The organism is Pantoea sp. SIMBA_079, from assembly GCF_046940275.1.
GTDB classification, from domain to species: Bacteria; Pseudomonadota; Gammaproteobacteria; order Enterobacterales; family Enterobacteriaceae; genus Pantoea; species Pantoea borealis.
Genome location: NZ_JAWRYR010000008.1, coordinates 1 through 15,770, shown reverse-complemented (window position 1 = coordinate 15,770; position 15,770 = coordinate 1). Strand labels below are relative to the sequence as shown.

Annotated in this window: 18 protein-coding genes; 6 read left to right on the top strand and 12 right to left on the bottom strand. The window is 58.6% G+C overall.

The annotated features are described in order from the left end of the window. Positions 1-2 precede the first annotated feature (2 nt). Together SB719_RS11865 and SB719_RS11860 are read right to left on the bottom strand one after the other, a co-directional pair. Positions 3-317: a hypothetical protein gene (locus SB719_RS11865; RefSeq protein ID WP_039385730.1), complete on the bottom strand. Its 315-nt coding sequence runs from the start codon at positions 315-317 to the stop codon at positions 3-5. A gap of 169 nt (positions 318-486) precedes the next feature. Continuing rightward, positions 487-786, bottom strand: a complete 300-nt coding sequence (locus tag SB719_RS11860; RefSeq protein WP_412159258.1) for an I78 family peptidase inhibitor — start codon at positions 784-786, stop codon at positions 487-489. A gap of 441 nt (positions 787-1,227) precedes the next feature. On the opposite strand from SB719_RS11860, the gene SB719_RS11855 reads away from it, so the two are divergent. Then, complete coding sequence (locus tag SB719_RS11855) at positions 1,228-1,875, top strand: CPBP family intramembrane glutamic endopeptidase (protein WP_065649995.1); 648 nt, start codon at positions 1,228-1,230, stop codon at positions 1,873-1,875. Positions 1,876-1,966: 91 nt separating this feature from the next. After that, positions 1,967-2,998, top strand: a complete 1,032-nt coding sequence (locus SB719_RS11850) for a LacI family DNA-binding transcriptional regulator (protein ID WP_065649996.1) — start codon at positions 1,967-1,969, stop codon at positions 2,996-2,998. Here the strand turns inward: SB719_RS11850 and SB719_RS11845 are convergent. The 5 genes from SB719_RS11845 to SB719_RS11825 all read right to left on the bottom strand — a co-directional run bounded on the left by SB719_RS11845 (position 2,988) and on the right by SB719_RS11825 (position 6,889). Then, the gene (locus SB719_RS11845; RefSeq protein WP_412159257.1) at positions 2,988-4,427 is read right to left on the bottom strand and encodes a glycoside hydrolase family 1 protein; all 1,440 of its coding nucleotides are present in this window, start codon (positions 4,425-4,427) and stop codon (positions 2,988-2,990) included. The genes SB719_RS11850 and SB719_RS11845 overlap by 11 nt on opposite strands. Before the next feature lie 9 nt (positions 4,428-4,436). Further along, positions 4,437-4,754 carry a PTS lactose/cellobiose transporter subunit IIA gene (locus SB719_RS11840; RefSeq protein ID WP_412159256.1) on the bottom strand — a complete coding sequence of 106 codons (318 nt, stop codon included), beginning with the start codon at positions 4,752-4,754 and terminating at the stop codon, positions 4,437-4,439. Continuing rightward, on the bottom strand, positions 4,754-6,064 hold the full coding sequence (locus SB719_RS11835) for a PTS sugar transporter subunit IIC (protein WP_412159255.1): 1,311 nt from the start codon (positions 6,062-6,064) through the stop codon (positions 4,754-4,756). The genes SB719_RS11840 and SB719_RS11835 overlap by 1 nt, the downstream gene beginning before the upstream one ends. Before the next feature lie 88 nt (positions 6,065-6,152). Continuing rightward, positions 6,153-6,461, bottom strand: coding sequence for a PTS sugar transporter subunit IIB (locus SB719_RS11830; protein WP_065650000.1), 309 nt, complete (start codon positions 6,459-6,461; stop codon positions 6,153-6,155). A 245-nt stretch (positions 6,462-6,706) separates the two neighbouring features. Further along, positions 6,707-6,889 (bottom strand): hypothetical protein, encoded by a 183-nt coding sequence (locus SB719_RS11825; RefSeq protein ID WP_065650502.1) that lies wholly within the window; start codon positions 6,887-6,889, stop codon positions 6,707-6,709. Between the two features lie 211 nt (positions 6,890-7,100). On the opposite strand from SB719_RS11825, the gene SB719_RS11820 reads away from it, so the two are divergent. Then, positions 7,101-7,271, top strand: a complete 171-nt coding sequence (locus SB719_RS11820; RefSeq protein ID WP_166713742.1) for a hypothetical protein — start codon at positions 7,101-7,103, stop codon at positions 7,269-7,271. A 111-nt stretch (positions 7,272-7,382) separates the two neighbouring features. Next, positions 7,383-7,622 carry a hypothetical protein gene (locus tag SB719_RS11815; RefSeq protein WP_039382924.1) on the top strand — a complete coding sequence of 80 codons (240 nt, stop codon included), beginning with the start codon at positions 7,383-7,385 and terminating at the stop codon, positions 7,620-7,622. 64 nt (positions 7,623-7,686) lie between these two features. Here SB719_RS11815 and SB719_RS11810 read toward each other — a convergent pair whose 3' ends face one another. The 5 genes from SB719_RS11810 to SB719_RS11790 all read right to left on the bottom strand — a co-directional run bounded on the left by SB719_RS11810 (position 7,687) and on the right by SB719_RS11790 (position 13,166). Further along, a complete protein-coding gene (locus SB719_RS11810) occupies positions 7,687-8,115 on the bottom strand; it encodes an OsmC family protein (protein ID WP_065650001.1) in 429 nt (142 codons plus the stop codon). Positions 8,116-8,175: 60 nt separating this feature from the next. Continuing rightward, complete coding sequence (gene lldD / locus SB719_RS11805; protein WP_065650002.1) at positions 8,176-9,366, bottom strand: FMN-dependent L-lactate dehydrogenase LldD; 1,191 nt, start codon at positions 9,364-9,366, stop codon at positions 8,176-8,178. Further along, positions 9,366-10,130: a transcriptional regulator LldR gene (gene lldR / locus SB719_RS11800; protein ID WP_223810701.1), complete on the bottom strand. Its 765-nt coding sequence runs from the start codon at positions 10,128-10,130 to the stop codon at positions 9,366-9,368. The genes lldD and lldR overlap by 1 nt, the downstream gene beginning before the upstream one ends. Beyond that, entirely contained in the window at positions 10,127-11,776 is a 1,650-nt protein-coding gene (gene lldP / locus SB719_RS11795; protein ID WP_065650004.1) for an L-lactate permease, read from the bottom strand. The genes lldR and lldP overlap by 4 nt, the downstream gene beginning before the upstream one ends. 217 nt (positions 11,777-11,993) lie before the next feature. Further along, complete coding sequence (locus SB719_RS11790; protein WP_412159254.1) at positions 11,994-13,166, bottom strand: cyanate transporter; 1,173 nt, start codon at positions 13,164-13,166, stop codon at positions 11,994-11,996. Positions 13,167-13,253: 87 nt separating this feature from the next. Here SB719_RS11790 and SB719_RS11785 point away from each other — a divergent pair, with 87 nt between their 5' ends. Then, positions 13,254-14,114 (top strand): LysR substrate-binding domain-containing protein, encoded by an 861-nt coding sequence (locus SB719_RS11785; RefSeq protein WP_412159253.1) that lies wholly within the window; start codon positions 13,254-13,256, stop codon positions 14,112-14,114. 89 nt (positions 14,115-14,203) lie between these two features. Then, entirely contained in the window at positions 14,204-15,574 is a 1,371-nt protein-coding gene (locus tag SB719_RS11780; RefSeq protein ID WP_304235538.1) for an amidohydrolase, read from the top strand. The last annotated feature ends 196 nt before the right edge of the window (positions 15,575-15,770 follow it).

Genomic DNA, 15,770 nt, shown 5'->3' with positions numbered 1-15,770 from the left:
ATTTATTTTGCGACCCGCAGCTGATCGGCTTCGCTGACGACGGCTTTGCCGCTCTGACGATGGTAGAGGCAGAGTTCACGTCCGGTGCGGTTTTTCATGTGCTTTTGCGGATAGCGTCCCTGCAGCAGCAGCGCGTCATAACCGGTGCGGTCGTCAAACTGCACCGGCTTACCCACAATTTTCGCCTGCGCCAGCGTACTGGCCAGCAGGCACGCCTGACGGCTCTGCTGCTCATTTTCCTGCCAGGCAGCTTCGCCGGATGCATGCGCCAGCGGGGCCAGCAGCGTTAACAGCAGAAAGCCTGAAAATCTTTTCATCATTACCTCTTGTTGCAGTAGCGCGTTCGCCGGTTAAAAAAATTCCCGCCGCAGCGGGAAGAAACAAGACGAACAGTGCATGTCTGAGATGACGAGGCGATCTCTGTTTGTCAGAGTATCCTCGCCGCCGGGCATGACAACCCGATGACAGTCGTGTGTCCGTCTGGTGTCAGCCGCAGTAGACGCGGGTGATGTTGCCCTCTTTATCGCCCATGAAATTCAGCCGGTGCAGATTAAAGTCCATGGTGACGGCACCGTTCCAGGGGATCGCGCGTACCGGACCGGCAAATTTCTGACTGCCGATCGCTGTCAGTGGCTGGCCAATAAAGTTCTGATACTGCGATGCGCGACACTGGTCGGTTTCCGGATCCACGCTGGCCGCAGCCTGGGTACGGGTTTTGCCGGCAGACTGACAGGCGCTTAAGGCCATGGCAGCGGTTAGCAACAGGACTTTTCCACAATGCGTCACAACTCTCTCCTTCTGAACAGATAACTACGTCGCCTCTGAGAGTAGCAAAGCCCGGCGCGTAAACGAACTTCGCTGGCCGAAAAATGCCGGTTTCCGCTCCGGAAACTGCGCGGTTACGCGGAAAATTTAAGATTAATCGCACTAAGTGACTCACTGACTCGCCAGAAAAAAACTATTCTTTCTAAGAATCATCTGAGGAGGCTTACTATGGAACTCATGATTTTTATCGGCTGCGTCATACTGATGACGTTCGTGGCCGTACGCGTTCGCTAACGCGCCGGCCGGTGACTGCCAGGCACATCTGCCGGGCACCTGCCCGCCGTGCCTGGTTTTTTACTGTAACGCTGAAGTGGTACTGAAATCTGAGATCGCGCACCTCGACAGCACTCTGCGCCATTGCTACTATGCCCTTCCCCCTTCCCCCTGCCCGCTGAGTCGCCTATGGATACTCAATCCGACAAAGTTACCTTAACCCTGTTTTACGCGGGCTGCTTTGTTGTCTATTACCTCATAACGATGCTGATTACGCTCTTTCCTAACTACAGCGCGTTACGTAATGATGGGTTGCTGGTACCGGTTCTCTGCCTGTTTGAGTTCGCCGTGATCTATCCGCTCTACCGCTTTTATTGTCAGCGTCGCAGCGATATCCCGCTGGGTGCACTGCGCCCTCTGCAGACGCTGCTGTTTATCGGTGCGCTGTTTCTGCTGATGATGGCTCAGACCCGGTTTTTGCAGCCGGAAGGCTGGCTGATTGAGCAGAGCCAGCAGGGGCGCAACTCGATGCTGATCCTGCTGCTGACGGCGGTACTGCTGGCGCCGGTATTTGAGGAAGTGCTGTTTCGCGGCTTTCTGCTGCAGGCGTTTCTGCTCTGGGCACCCCGCAGCCGCTTCGCCTGCATGCTGCTGACTTCCCTGCTGTTTGCGGCGCTGCACACGCAATATGTGCACTGGGAAACGCTGGTGGCGCTGACGCTCTTTTCACTGCTGCTCTGCTATGCGCGCCTGCGCAGTAATAACCTGGCCCTGCCTATCTTTCTGCATACGCTGAATAATCTGATTGCAATACTGCCCGCCTGGTTCTTTGCCTGATCGGCTTCACTGTTTACCTGTGCTCTCCTCTGTCGCCGCGCATTTTCAGTTACTATCACGCTTACACATGAAGGGATGACGGGACGGAAAAATGATTACAATGCTGGATGTGGCCCGGAAGGCTGGCGTCTCCAAAGCCACCGTATCGCGCGTGCTGGCGGGTACGCGCTACGTCAGTAAAGCGACGCAGCAGAAAGTGTTTCAGGCGATTGAAGAGACCGGTTATCGTCCTAACCTGCTGGCACGCAGTCTGGCAACCCAAAAGTCACAGAATATTGGTCTGATTGTCACCCACTCCCTGTTCAACGGCCCCTATTTCAGCGAGCTGCTTTATCAGACTGCCACCCTGACCAATAACTACGGGCGCCAGCTGATCCTGGCTGACGGCAAAACCAGTGCCGACGATGAACGGGCGGCGATTGAATTTCTGCTCGATCTGCGCTGTGACGCCATCATTATCTATCCGCGCTTTCTGGATACGGCCGCGCTGGAAGCGCTGATTGAGCAGCACGCCATTCCGATTATGGTGGTCAACCGGCAGCTGACGCAGCATGCAGAACACTGCGTCTGGGCGACCCATCAGCAAAACACCTTTGATGCCGTGTGTTATCTGATCCAGCGCGGACATCAGGATATCGCGTTCATTACTGGCCTGCCGGGCTCGCCCACCGCTGCCGCGCGGCTGGCTGGCTATCAGCAGGCGCTGGCTGCTCATCAGCTGCCCTTTGAGCCTGCCCGGGTCGTCCAGGGCGCCTGGACCTCGCTCAGCGGCCAGCTGGCCACGCAGCAGCTGCTGGCATCAAAGGTCACGTTCAGCGCACTGATGGCGAGCAATGACGATATGGTAATGGGCGCGGCGCTGGCGCTGCATGCGGCCGGCAGGCGACTGCCGCAGGATGTCTCACTGATGGGTTTTGATGACATTAATATGGCCGCTTTTTTTCTGCCGCCGCTGACCACGGTACATGTCCCGGTCGCCGAAATGATCCAGCACACGCTGGCGCAGCTGGTCGCAATGCTGGAGGGGAAGCCTGTGACGGTGTTGCCGCCCTTTAGCGGGCGGCTGATTGAACGCGCGTCGGTCGCTGACGGACCGGCGCGGCGTAACGCGATCAGTAGCTGACCGCGTCGTCGAGCGTGGCGCCGTTGCTGGCAATCAGCTGCTGATACCAGAAAAAGCTCTTTTTACGATAGCGCGCCAGATCTTTCAGGTCATGCTCATCGCGGTTCACATAGATAAACCCGTAGCGTTTACTGATCCCCTGATGCGTACTGACCAGATCGATCGCTGACCACGGACAGTAGCCAAACAGCGCCACGCCGTCCGCAATTGCCAGCCGCAGCTGCCGCAGATGATCGCGCAGGTAGGCGATACGGTAATCATCGTGTACTTTATTGCCCGCCTCCAGCGTATCAAAGGCACCCAGACCATTCTCCGTTACAATCAGCGGCAGCGCATAGCGCGCGTAGATCTCACGGGCGGTAATGCGAAAGCCGACCGGATCGATATACCAGCCAAACTGATTCTGCGGCAGATGCGGATTATTGCAGCCGACATACACCGTACTGTCGATCCCCGCCATCTGCTGATCCGCTTTTTGCTTACTGTTCAGTTCACCACGGGCGGCATCCGGCAGGTCAGCGCTGACGGTAGCGGAGGCATAATAGTTGAAGGCGATAAAATCAGGTTTGCCCGCTGCGATGGTCTCCATATCGCCCGCTTCAATCTCCGGCAGCCAGCCACGCTGCTGCAAGAACGCCCAGACCACCGCGTTGTAGCGTCCGTGTACCGCCAGATCGAGATAGAGCCAGTTGCGGATCGCTGAAAAGTTGTCGGCGGCCAGCACATCTTCCGGCCGTGAGCTGGCGGCGTAGACGCAGGAGATATTGGGCGCCGGACCAATTTTTGCGTCCGGCAAACGCTGATGGCAGGCGATCATCGCCCGCGCCTGTGCCAGCATCATATGGTGATTCTGCTGATAAAGGCTGCGCTGCACATCTTCTGTGCCTTCTGCCAGCGTGCCGATGACCTCCCCCTTGAGGATCATCATGTTCTGTTCATTGATGGTCAGCCAGTATTTTACCTGTTTGCCATAGTGTTCAAAGCAGGTCACGGCAAAGCGCTCGAAGGCCGCTACGGTGCGCCGGTTTGACCAGCCGCCTGTCTGCTGCAGCGCCCACGGCAGGTCAAAATGATAGAGCGTGACCAGCGGTTCAATGCCGTGCCGGCAGATTTCATCAATCAGCTGCTGATAAAACGCCACGCCCGCCGGATTAAGCTCGCCGTCGCCGTCGGGGTAGAGGCGGCTCCAGGCGATGGAGAACCGGTAGGTTTTCAGTCCCATTTCGGCCAGCAGCGCAATATCCTCTTTAAAGCGGTGATAGTGATCGCTGCAAACGGTAAAGTCAGTGACGTTATCACTGAAACGCGCATGGTCAATGACTGACGGTCCTTTGCCATCCGCATTCCATGCGCCCTCAATCTGATACGCTGAGGTTGATGCGCCCCAGAGAAATCCCTCCGGAAACGCACCGGGATTGTGATGCTGCATAGCTGCTCCTTACTGTTGTGCCGCCAGTTCACGACGTAGCTGAATGATCTCTTCTGCCAGTTCGCGGCAGAGCATGGCGTTCATCAGGTGATCCTGGGCATGCACCATAATCAGGTTAACCGGAATTTTGCCGCAGCCTTCATCAGCCCCAATCAGTTCCGTCTGGATACGATGCGCCGCTTTCGCTGCCTGCGTGGCGGCCGTGAGCTGTGCGTCTGCGTCACTCCACGCCTGATTACGCGCCGCGCGCAGCGCCAGCATGGCGCAGGAGCGCGCCTCGCCCGCCTGAATAATCAGTTCCATTACCGTGCTTTCATCAATTTCCATCATGACTCCTTAGCCAGTTGTGCCGCTGCGGCCTGCTCCTGTTGCAGCAGCTGTCGCTCATACATTTTGAAAAACGGGTAGTAGATAAGCGTGGCAATCGCTACCAGCACGGCGATCAGCACAATCACGCGCCAGTCCCAGCCGGTTGACCAGGCTGCGCCAATCGGGGCGGGCGTGGTCCACGGCGCCAGCGACACCACGTGATTGATCAGGTTAGTTTTGGTGGCGGTCCAGGCGATCACGGCGTTAACCAGCGGCGCAAGCAGAAACGGAATAAACAGAATGGGGTTCATCACCACCGGTGAGCCAAAAATTACCGGCTCGTTGATGTTAAACATGCTGGGCACAATACTCAGCTTGCCAATTGAACGCAGATGCGCTGACCGGCTGCGCAGATAAAGCAGCACCAGTCCCATGGTGGAACCGGAGCCGCCTATCACGATAAAAAACTGCCAGAAGGGTTCAATAAACACGTGCATGACCGGCTCTCCGGCGTTCAGCGCCTGCTGATTCAGCCCGAGATTGGTCAGCCAGAACGCCTGCAGGATCCCTCCTACGATCACCGCACCATGAATGCCGGCAAACCACAGCATATGGCACAAAAGCACTGCAATCAGTACCGCAGGCAGTGAGTCCGACGCGGAGATGACCGGCGCGAAGATGGCCATAATCGCCTGAGGCAGCAGCATGCCAAACTGCGCCTGCACCCACAGGCTGAGCGGAAACAGCGTCAGGAAAATGGCGACAATCGGGATCAGCAGATCAAACGACTGACGAATTTTCGGCGGAACCTGCTCGGGCAGCTTAAAGCCGATATGGTGTTTCTGCAGGAAATGCATCATTTCCGTGGCGAACAGCGCGACCAGAATCGCCGTGAAGATCCCTTCACCACCCAGCGAGCCCACCGGCAGCGTCTTATCGCTCTGGGGAGCGGCCACCACCAGGAAAGCCATCAGCGACAGGCTGGCCGCCATAAAACCATTCATTTTGTAGCTGCTGGCAAGGTTATAGGCGATAGCACTGGCGATATAGAGCGCCATAATGCCCATTGTCATGTTGTAGGGCATCATGATCTGCGCTTCGTGCGCCCGCACCATACCCAGCCACCACTGTGCGAAGGCCCATGAACTGTCGGCAGAAAACGGCGGATGGGCAAACAACAGCATAAAGGAGCCGACAATCAGAAACGGCATAGAGGCGATGAAACCATCGCGAATTGCGATCACGTGACGCTGGCTGGAGAGGCGTCCGGCAAATGGACTGATCCGGTTTTCAATGACGCCAAATAAAGATTCGCTGATGCTGCTCATGGGCAAGCTCCTTGCAACAGGCAACAAGAGAATTAACCTGCACAGCGGCTGTGCAGGCGGAAGAATTATTTGAGTGCAGGCGTTATTTTCAGGCGTGAATCAGCTTTAAGGAATCCGCTAATATTTTCTCGCCATTCATCATGCCGTAATCCATGCTATTTATCACGGCAATAGGCTTATTAAGCTGCTGAGCTATCGGAGCAAAATCAGCCAGTTTATATTTGATTTGCGGCCCAAGCAGACAGCAATCAACATCCTGAATTTCATCGTTAAACTCTTCTATTCCCACCGCTTTTATCTCGACATCAACACCCTGCTCTTTTGCCGCTTTTTCCATTTTCTGCACCACCATGCTGGTGGACATTCCGGCGGCACAGCACAGTAAAATTTTTGGCATGATCGTTTCCTCTGAATGGCGTTTAATTAACGAATACACAGCCAGCAGATTTTCTGCAACCGGTTTCAGATCTGGATACAGAAAGTGTGAGAAATATCAAAACTCAATCCGGATAAATTAAGTGGCAAAGAAATAATGCAGGATGGTGATTATATAATGGCAGGTGCGTAATCGCATGAGAAAGCCGTCTGGCAGACGCCGCAGTTCAGTTAACGGCTGCGGCGCTTACCGGACGGCTGACGCTATCAGGAGATAGCAGACTCTTTGTGTTTATCTGCTTCGAAGTGACTCTTGAACTGCTCGTAAATGGAAATCATATTTGACGCATCGCCATGCAGGGGGCTCAGTTTTCCGGCACGGACCAGCTCAATAACCAGCTGCAGGGCAGCCTGTTTTGGACTGCTGGCAGGATGGGCAATATCAGACATGCTTTTCTCACTCATTTAAAGGGGTCAGCTGCACAGTTTAGCCTGGATTATGCCGGGTTTGGATGCGCAGCGCGCTGCTATCAGACCGTTCGGATAAAAAAGCCGCTCAGGGTGTTCATTGACCTGTGAGGCAATTGTCTATACTGGATCAAAAAAGGGAACACACAGCCACACATTCCGTACCAGCGCGAAGGTGTTAAAGGAGCCGGTTATGCTGATTGGTTTTGTTTTATTAGTGAGTGCCTGCGGGCATGATGCCTGTGACGCGTTACCGGTGTCAGAGCGTATTTATCCGACGAAAACGGCCTGTGAAACCATGGCCAATCGTATCTATAAAGTGCGCCCTAACGTGGTCTTACTGTGTGGCGAAGTACATCGCTGAATTGAGACCAGGATTTGCTGTATTGCGCACATTTTAGCCAGCTGCCATTGCAAGCACTGGCAATAAGGTTCAAAATATAAGCTGTTTTACACTATCATCGTTGTGAATCCCATGAAGAAATCGCGCCCCCGCCGTCCTGCCGGACGCTGGGTTTATTACATTTTGTATGACGGTATCCTCTGGCCCTGCCCGGTACGCTGGGAGTGGGAAAATGGCTTTGATGGCTGGTTACCCTTCTACTATTCACCCACGTTTGAGTTTGTGGCGGGCGATCCGCGCAAGGCGTATCGTATTGCGCGCAGCAGCCTGCGCAACGTGCGCGAAGCACTGCATGATGCAGAGTATGCCTGAAGGCAGAAACAACGATGCGCCCGCAGGCGCATCGTTAAAGCATTGACCGTTACGCGTTGCGCAATCAGTTATTCAGCGTGTAATCCAGCGTAATTTCCGCATTCAGCAGCTGCGATACCGGGCAGCCTGCTTTCGCTTTCTGAATAATCTCGTCAAACGCGTCTTTATCCACACCTGGCAGCGAAATCGTGCTGGTGAGTGCCACTTTGGTAATAGCAAAGCCTTCGCCTTTTTTATCCAGCGAGACATCAGCGGTGGTGTCGATACTTTCCGCTTTATGGCCGGCATTGCCCAGCATCAGCGACAGCGCCATAGAGAAACAGGCAGCGTGTGCAGCACCAATCAGCTCTTCCGGGTTCGTGCCTTTCTGGCCTTCAAAGCGCGTATTAAAACCATACGGCTGCTGATTCAGTACGCCACTCTCTGTGCTGACGGTACCTTTACCTTTGATATCACCTTCCCAGTGGGCCGATCCTTTCTTGTGAATGGTCATGTCATTCCTCCTGTTAGTGGACAGCACTCAGTATAGACAACCCATTCTGTTTTGCCTGGCTCAGCGTACCGCGCGCGGACGTGCGGGCTGTAAACCCGCCTCGCTCAGCAGTGCATTAGCCTGCACCAGCGACTCCTGCGTAATATCGGCGATCGATTTTGCACCGGTCAGCGTCATCGCTACCCGCATCTCTTTTTCAATCAGCGTCAGCAGATTCTCCACGCCGCGCTGGCCGTGCGTCGCCAGCGCATAGATAAAGGCGCGCCCCAGCAGTACGCTGTCGGCACCCAGCGCCAGCATGCGCACCACATCCAGACCGCTGCGAATGCCGCTGTCTGCCAGAATGGTGATATCGCCTTTAACCGCATCGGCGATGGCCGGCAGCGCCCGCGCGGAGGAGAGTACGCCATCCAGCTGCCGTCCGCCGTGGTTAGAGACCACGATGCCGTCAGCGCCGAAACGCACCGCGTCGCGCGCATCTTCCGCATCCAGGATCCCTTTAATCACCATCGGCCCCTCCCAGAAGTCGCGGATCCACTCCAGATCCTGCCAGGAGATCGAGGGATCGAAGTTGTTTGCCAGCCAGCCAATATAGTCCTCCAGCCCGGTGGGCTTGCCGAGATAGGCTGAAATATTGCCCAGATCGTGAGGCCTTCCGTGTAGCCCGACGTCCCATGCCCACTGCGGATGCGTTGCCGCCTGCCAGTAACGACGCAGCGCGGCGTGCGGCCCGCTCATGCCGGAGTGCGCATCACGGTAGCGTGCGCCCGGCGTGGGCATATCGACCGTAAACACCAGCGTTGAACAGCCGGCGGCTTTGGCGCGCTCCAGCGCGTTACGCATAAATCCTCGATCGCGCAGCACATAGAGCTGAAACCACATCGGCCGGTTAATGGCCGGCGCCACCTCTTCAATTGGACAGAGCGAGACGGTGGAGAGCGTAAAGGGGATCCCCTTCTGCGCGGCGGCCCGCGCCGCCTGCACCTCTCCCCGACGCGCATACATTCCGCATAACCCCACCGGCGCCAGCGCCACCGGCATCGCCAGCGTCTCGTTAAACAACCGGGTTTCCAGGCTCAGCGCAGACATATTTTTCAGCACCCGCTGACGGAGCGCGACGTCAGAGAGGTCAGCCACGTTTCGCCGCAGGGTATGTTCGGCATAGGCACCGCCGTCAAGATAGTGAAACAGGAACGGGGGCAATATGCGTTGCGCTGCGGCGCGATAGTCACTGGCAGCAGAAATAATCATCAGGTGTTCTCCTTACGGGTCGCTGCCGTTTCACCCGGCAGGCGGGTAATGCGCGCCTGCCGCGCTTCATCTTCATGCAGCGTTTTCATCGTGGTATGGACAAAGCCGAGGTGATCCATCGCCGCCTGACGCGCGGCGGCGGCGTCCCCCGCCATCACCGCATCAAACATCGCCTGATGCTGCTCATTAAGGCGGTTAAATATTACCGGCTGGGTATACATGCGCTGACGGCTGTGCAGGACCGAGGACTGCAGCAAATCGAAAAAGCCGCGCATGGTCTGCAGTAAGACCAGGTTGTGCGACGCCTCTGCGATAGCGAGATGAAAACGCAGATCGGCCTGCGCCGCGAGATCGGGATCGCCGCAGTCGTTCAGTCGCAGCAGCGCATCAAAGGCGTAGCGCAGTTTTTCTTTATCCGCTTCCGTTGCGCGCAGCGCGGCGTGCCACGCGGTGCTGGCCTCAATGGCGTGGCGCGCCTCCAGAATATCCCAGCGGTAGTCGGGATCGGCCGCCAGCAGCTGACGCATCGGCTCAACGATACGCTGTTCTGACCAGGGCTCCGGCGGCTGGCACAGCCAGGTGCCGCCGCCGCGTTTGCTGATCAGGACGCCACTGTTGATCAGCTGCTGAATCGCCTCGCGCAGGGAAGAGCGCGAGACGCCCAGCAGCGCCGCCAGCTGGCGTTCGCCCGGCAGCCGCATACCGGGCGTCAGCTGCTGCGCGCTGATCCAGGCGCTGAGACGCTCGCGCAGCGGCGCGCTCACGGGATCATCCACGTCAGCACGTAGGCCTGCAGCGTGGTGATCACCCCGACCATGCAGGTAAAAATCAGGCTGTGTTTTACAGTGAAGCGAAACAGATCGGACTCTTTCCCCACCAGCCCGACCGCCGCGCAGGCGATGGCAATCGACTGCGGCGATATCATCTTGCCGGTCACGCCGCCGGTGGTATTGGCGGCCACCAGCAGAATATCGGACACGCCGATTTGCTGAGCCGTGGTGGCCTGCAGCGCAGCAAACAGCGCGTTGGAGGAGGTGTCCGATCCGGTCAGGAACACGCCCAGCCAGCCGAGAAACGGCGAGAAAAAGGTAAACGCCTGCCCGGTGTGCGCCAGCGCCAGCGCCAGCGTGGCGGAAAGCCCGGAGTAGTTAGAGATAAAGGCAAACGCCAGCACCATGCCGATAGAGTAGATCGGCAGCGCCAGCTCTTTCAGCGTCTCTGCGAACGTCTGCAGCGCCGCGCGCGGTTTCATCCGCAGCCAGAGGATCGACAGCAGCGCCGCAACCAGAATCGCCGTGCCGGTGGCGGAAACCACATCGAATTTAAACAGTGCAGCGTATGGCGTGGCCTGACTCACTACCGGCGGCATCCGCGCCACCAGTTCATGCAGCAGCGGTACCGGTACGGTAAAGACCCAGTCATAGAGCACGCCGCCTTTGGCGAACAGCGCCTTGAACGGGGGGATGCTCCACAGCGTCACCGTTGCCGTCAGAAACAGAAACGGCATCCATGCGCGCACAATTTGCGCCAGCGTGTAGCGCTGCGCGTCCGGCGCGGCGTCAGCGGTATCGCGTTCTTCAAAACGGAAAATGCGTACCGGCTGCCAGCGACGTAAAAACAGCGTCAGACAGATTAATGAGGCGAGCGAGGAGATAATATCCGGCAGCTCCGGCCCGAGAAAGTTGGAACTCAGGAACTGGGCAATGGCAAACGATCCTCCCGCCACGATCACCGCCGGCCAGGTCTCTTTCACCCCGCGCCAGCCATCCATAATCGCCATGATCCAGAACAGCACAATCAGCGTCAGAAACGGCAGCTGTCTCCCGGCCATCTGGCCAATCTGAAAGCTGTCCAGCCCGGTGACCTGCCCGGCCACAATAATCGGAATACCCATCGCGCCGAACGCTACCGGGGCCGTATTGACAATTAAACAGAGGCCCGCCGCATAAAGCGGTTTAAAGCCCAGCCCGACCAGCAACGCAGCGGTAATGGCCACCGGCGCACCAAAGCCGGCAGCGCCCTCCAGAAAGGCCCCGAACGCAAACCCGACGATCAGCATCTGCAGGCGCTGATCCGGCGTGATCGACAGGATCGACGCACGGATAATGTCAAACTGCCCGGTTTTAACTGAGATTTTATACACAAACACAGCGGCAATGATGATCCAGGCGATCGGCCACAGACCATAGAAAAACCCGTACACCGCCGATGCCAGCGCCTGCCCCACTGGCATGCCATATAGCAGCAGCGCCACCAGCAGCGCCAGCACAACGGTAGCCGTGCCCGCCTGATAGCCTTTAAGCTTGAGTTTAATCAGCGCGAAAAAGAAAAAAACAATCGGGATCACTGCGACTAAGCTGGAAAGCCACAGATTATTAAGCGGATCATAATTTTGCTGCCATACCTGCATGCCATTATCTCCGGAGGAGTCAGACCGGCACGGTGCAGCAGAACATGCACCGTGCAACAGTGCCCGTAACGCGCTGAAAGTGGTCGGACCGCTTTCACAAAACCGGGCTTATGGCGTCAGATAGTTAATGCGTTGTTAACTGAAAGCAACGTATTACGGGAGAATTTTGCAGCAGTGTGACCAGACAAAAAGGTTTTACCGGCTTTGGTAGGACCAATCAGCGCGACGGGTGAGTAAATGCCGTGGCATAGCTGTGTGGATGAAAGCGCAGGTTCAGCGCAATCAGGCCCAGCGTGATCGCGCCCTGCATCAGCCAGATACCGGAGAAGCTGCCGCTGAACGCCTGCAGCTGGCCAGCGATAAACGGCATGCAGCCGGCAATGATAAAACCGGCCCCCTGCATAAATGCCACCAGCCGTGCGCCCGCCTGCGGGTGCGGCAGATGATCGAGTGCCAGCACCATCGCCAGCGGAAACGCAGCGCCAAGACCAAACCCGGCCACCGCGGCCCAGCACCACGGGGCGAACAGCGGCGCAATCAGCAGGCCTGTCATACCGGCCAGCTGACAGAGCAGGCTGAAAATCAGCTGCGGGCGACGGTCAGCACGGCGTGCCAGCAGCGGCATTAGCAGCGCCCCGATAACCTGACACAGAATCATTACGCCAAGCAGTGAACCGCCCGCCTGCTCACTCCAGCCGGACTGCCGGTACGCGTCCGGAAGCCACGCCACGCAGGTAGCGTAGCCGCCGTTAACCAGTCCAAAGCTCAGCGCCAGCGACCAGGCGCGCGGCGTGCGCCACAGCGGGGGCAGCGCCGGTGCCGGCTGCGCCGCTGTCGCCGGCAGCCTGACCCGCAGCCAGAGCAGCAGTGCCAGCAGCGCCGGTAATGCCCAGCTGCCCAGCGCCAGCGACCAGCCAGTTCTGGCGCTGATCCAGGGCGTCAGCGCTGCTGCCACCCCGCCACCGCCCATCAGCGCGCCCGCCCACAGCCCGGTTACGGCTGCGCTGCGCTGTGCAAAACGCTGGCGAATGATGCCCGGCATCGCCATCTGCACCACGCCGGCACCAAGACCCGCAACCAGTGCGCTGGCAACCAGCACGCTGCCGCTGCCGGTAACCGTCCGTGCCAGCAGCGCCAGCAGCAGCAGCAGCAACCCCGCCTGCAGCAGACGCTGCAGCGCGATACGTTGCAAAAAAGACACACTCAGCAGCGCCACCACGCCCATCATGATCATTGGCACCGCCGGCAACAGCGATGCCGCCAGCGGGGACAGGCTTATCTCCTGACGCAGCTGACCGAGCAGCGGACTGACTGACGTCAGCAGCGGACGCATATTCAGTCCGGCCAGGATCAGGGCGGCCAGCGTCAGCGAAACGGACTGTCTGTTCATAAACACTCTCACAGTGAAAAGGTTGCCAGCATCGCAGCAGCGTTTACTATTGGGAAATAAAATAATGTCATAGCCAGCAGTGGAAAAATGAATCGTCAGCCTATGTTCACGCCTCAGCAGCTGCTGAGCTTTGTTGCCGTCTGCGAAACCGCCAGCTTTACCCGCGCCGCCGGGCGGGTGCACCTCTCGCAGTCCACCGTCAGCCAGCAGGTGCGCCGGCTGGAGGAGATGATCGGCAGAGCGCTGCTGGTGCGTACCTCACATCAGGTCATGCTGACCGAAGAGGGTGAAAAGATGCTGGCCTATGCGCGCCGCATCATTGCACTTAACAGCGAAGCGTGGGATGTCATAGGCGATACCTGGCGTGACGGCATTCTGCGGCTTGGCGTACCGGAAGATTTTGCGGCGCCTACCGCCGATCTGCTGGCGGATTTCAGCCGGACGCATCCGCAGCTGCGCCTCGATGTCATGAGCGGCATGTATGTTGATCTGCACCGTGCATGGCAGCGCGAAGAGCTGGATATCATGCTCATTAAGCAACCCGGCGGCGAGCGCCCCCTCGCCTCGCGTCCTGAGCCGCTGCTCTGGCTCGACAGCCAGGCTCACCCCTGCTTTACCCGCTCGCCGGTGCCGCTGGTGGTATTTCCGCAGCAGGGACTCTACCGGGAGGAGATGTGCCAGGCGCTGGACCAGCTGGCACGCAGCTGGCGCATCAGCTACAGCAGCGCCAGCCTGGCAGCGCTCGCCAGCGCCAGCGCCGCCGGACTGGGCCTGACGCTGCTGCCCGCCAGCTGCCGTCTCCCCGGCCACCGCGTACTGGGCATCGCCGACGGCCTGCCGCCGGTTACACACTTTGAGCTGGCGCTGTTCTGTCGTCTGCCACAGGATACGCTGCAGCAGACGCTGGCGCAGGCGCTGGCTGATTTCTGCCATCTGCAGTGGCAGTGATTTTTCCACTGCCGGGCAGTGGCAAATATCGCAGCGGCGGGGCGACAGATTTGTCAGATTAAGGTTTTCCCTGCTATCCGGAGCCCGCTATGCCCGTTACCTCTGCCAGCCGTCGTTCTTTTCTCAGTCAGGGCGTACGTCTGACCGCAGCCGGCAGCCTGCTGGCGGCCGGTATCAGCCGCGCCGCGCCATTGTCCGCTATTTCAGCCTGTGAGACCGCGGTGCCACCGCCTGACGCCGCCCACTATCAGCTCTGCAACGTGCGCCTTGAAGAGGCGTTTGAACGTGAGGGCGGCGAAGTGATCGCCACCCATACCGCGCGCTATGACCTCACGATCAAAGAGGGGCTTTTTGTCGCGATTGAGCCCGCCGGCACGTCGCGCAACGCCGCGCTGCCGCAGTGGGATGCGCAGGATGCGCTGCTGCTGCCCCGCACCCGTGATATGCATATCCACCTTGATAAGACGTTTTACGGCGGCCCGTGGCAGGCTCCGCGCCCGCGTCAGGGCAAAACCATTATGGATATGATCGCCCGGGAAGAAGTGCTGATCCCGCAGCTGCTGCCTGCTTCACAGGCGCGCGCCGAAGCGCTGATTGGCCTGCTGCAGAGTAAAGGCACCACTGAAGCGCGCAGCCACTGCAACATCGATCCGGTCAGCGGCCTGCAGAGCCTGGCGCACCTGCAGCAGGCGCTGGCAAAGCATCCCGATTTTCGCTGCGGCATTGTCGCCTTTCCGCAACACGGCCTGCTGCACTCACAGGTTGACGGGCTCATGCGCGAGGCGATGCAGCCCGGCGTCACGCATGTGGGCGGCCTCGATCCGACCAGCGTTGATGGCGCAATGGAAGCGTCGCTTGATGCGATGTTTCAGATAGCGCTCGACTATCAGCGCGGCGTGGATATTCATCTCCATGAGACCAGCCCGGCAGGCGTGGCGGCTATTCAGTACATGATTGATACCGTTGCCCGTCATCCGCAGCTTAAAGGTCGGGTCACGCTGAGCCACGGCTTTGCGCTGGCCACGCTGGAGGGACGCGCGCTGGATCGAATGATTGCCGGCCTGGCGGAGCAGCAGATTAGCCTGGCCTCCACCATTCCGATCGGCAGGCTGACCATGCCGCTGCCGCAGCTGCAGGCGGCAGGCGTTAACGTGATGACCGGCACTGACAGCGTGATCGATCACTGGTCCCCCTTTGGTACCGGCAGCATGCTGGAGAAAGCCAATCTCTATGCACAGCTTTATCGCGGCTCTGATGAGTATGGGCTAAGCCGCGCACTGCATATCGCAACCGGGGGGATCCTGCCGCTCTCTAATCAGGGCGTGCGGCAGTGGCCTGCGCTGCAGGATCAAGCCAGTATGATGCTGGTTAAAGCCAGCTGTTCTGCTGAAGCCGTGGCGCGGATTGCACCGGTGCAGGCCACCTTTCAGCGCGGCAAAGCGGTGTTTTTTGCCGGTTAAGCACCGGTTTTGTTCGCCGCCGGGCGCGGACACCGGTTCCGGGTTAAGCGCCGGTTCCGTTCGCCGTCAGCCCCGGCGGCTGCCTCCGCCCCGGCGCGGCGACCGGGCAGAGGACGCCAGGCCGCGCCCTCTGCACTCCCCGGCCCTGCGCCAGCCCCGCCCGCCGCTGCGCGGTTCCCTCGCTCACGCCCGCTTC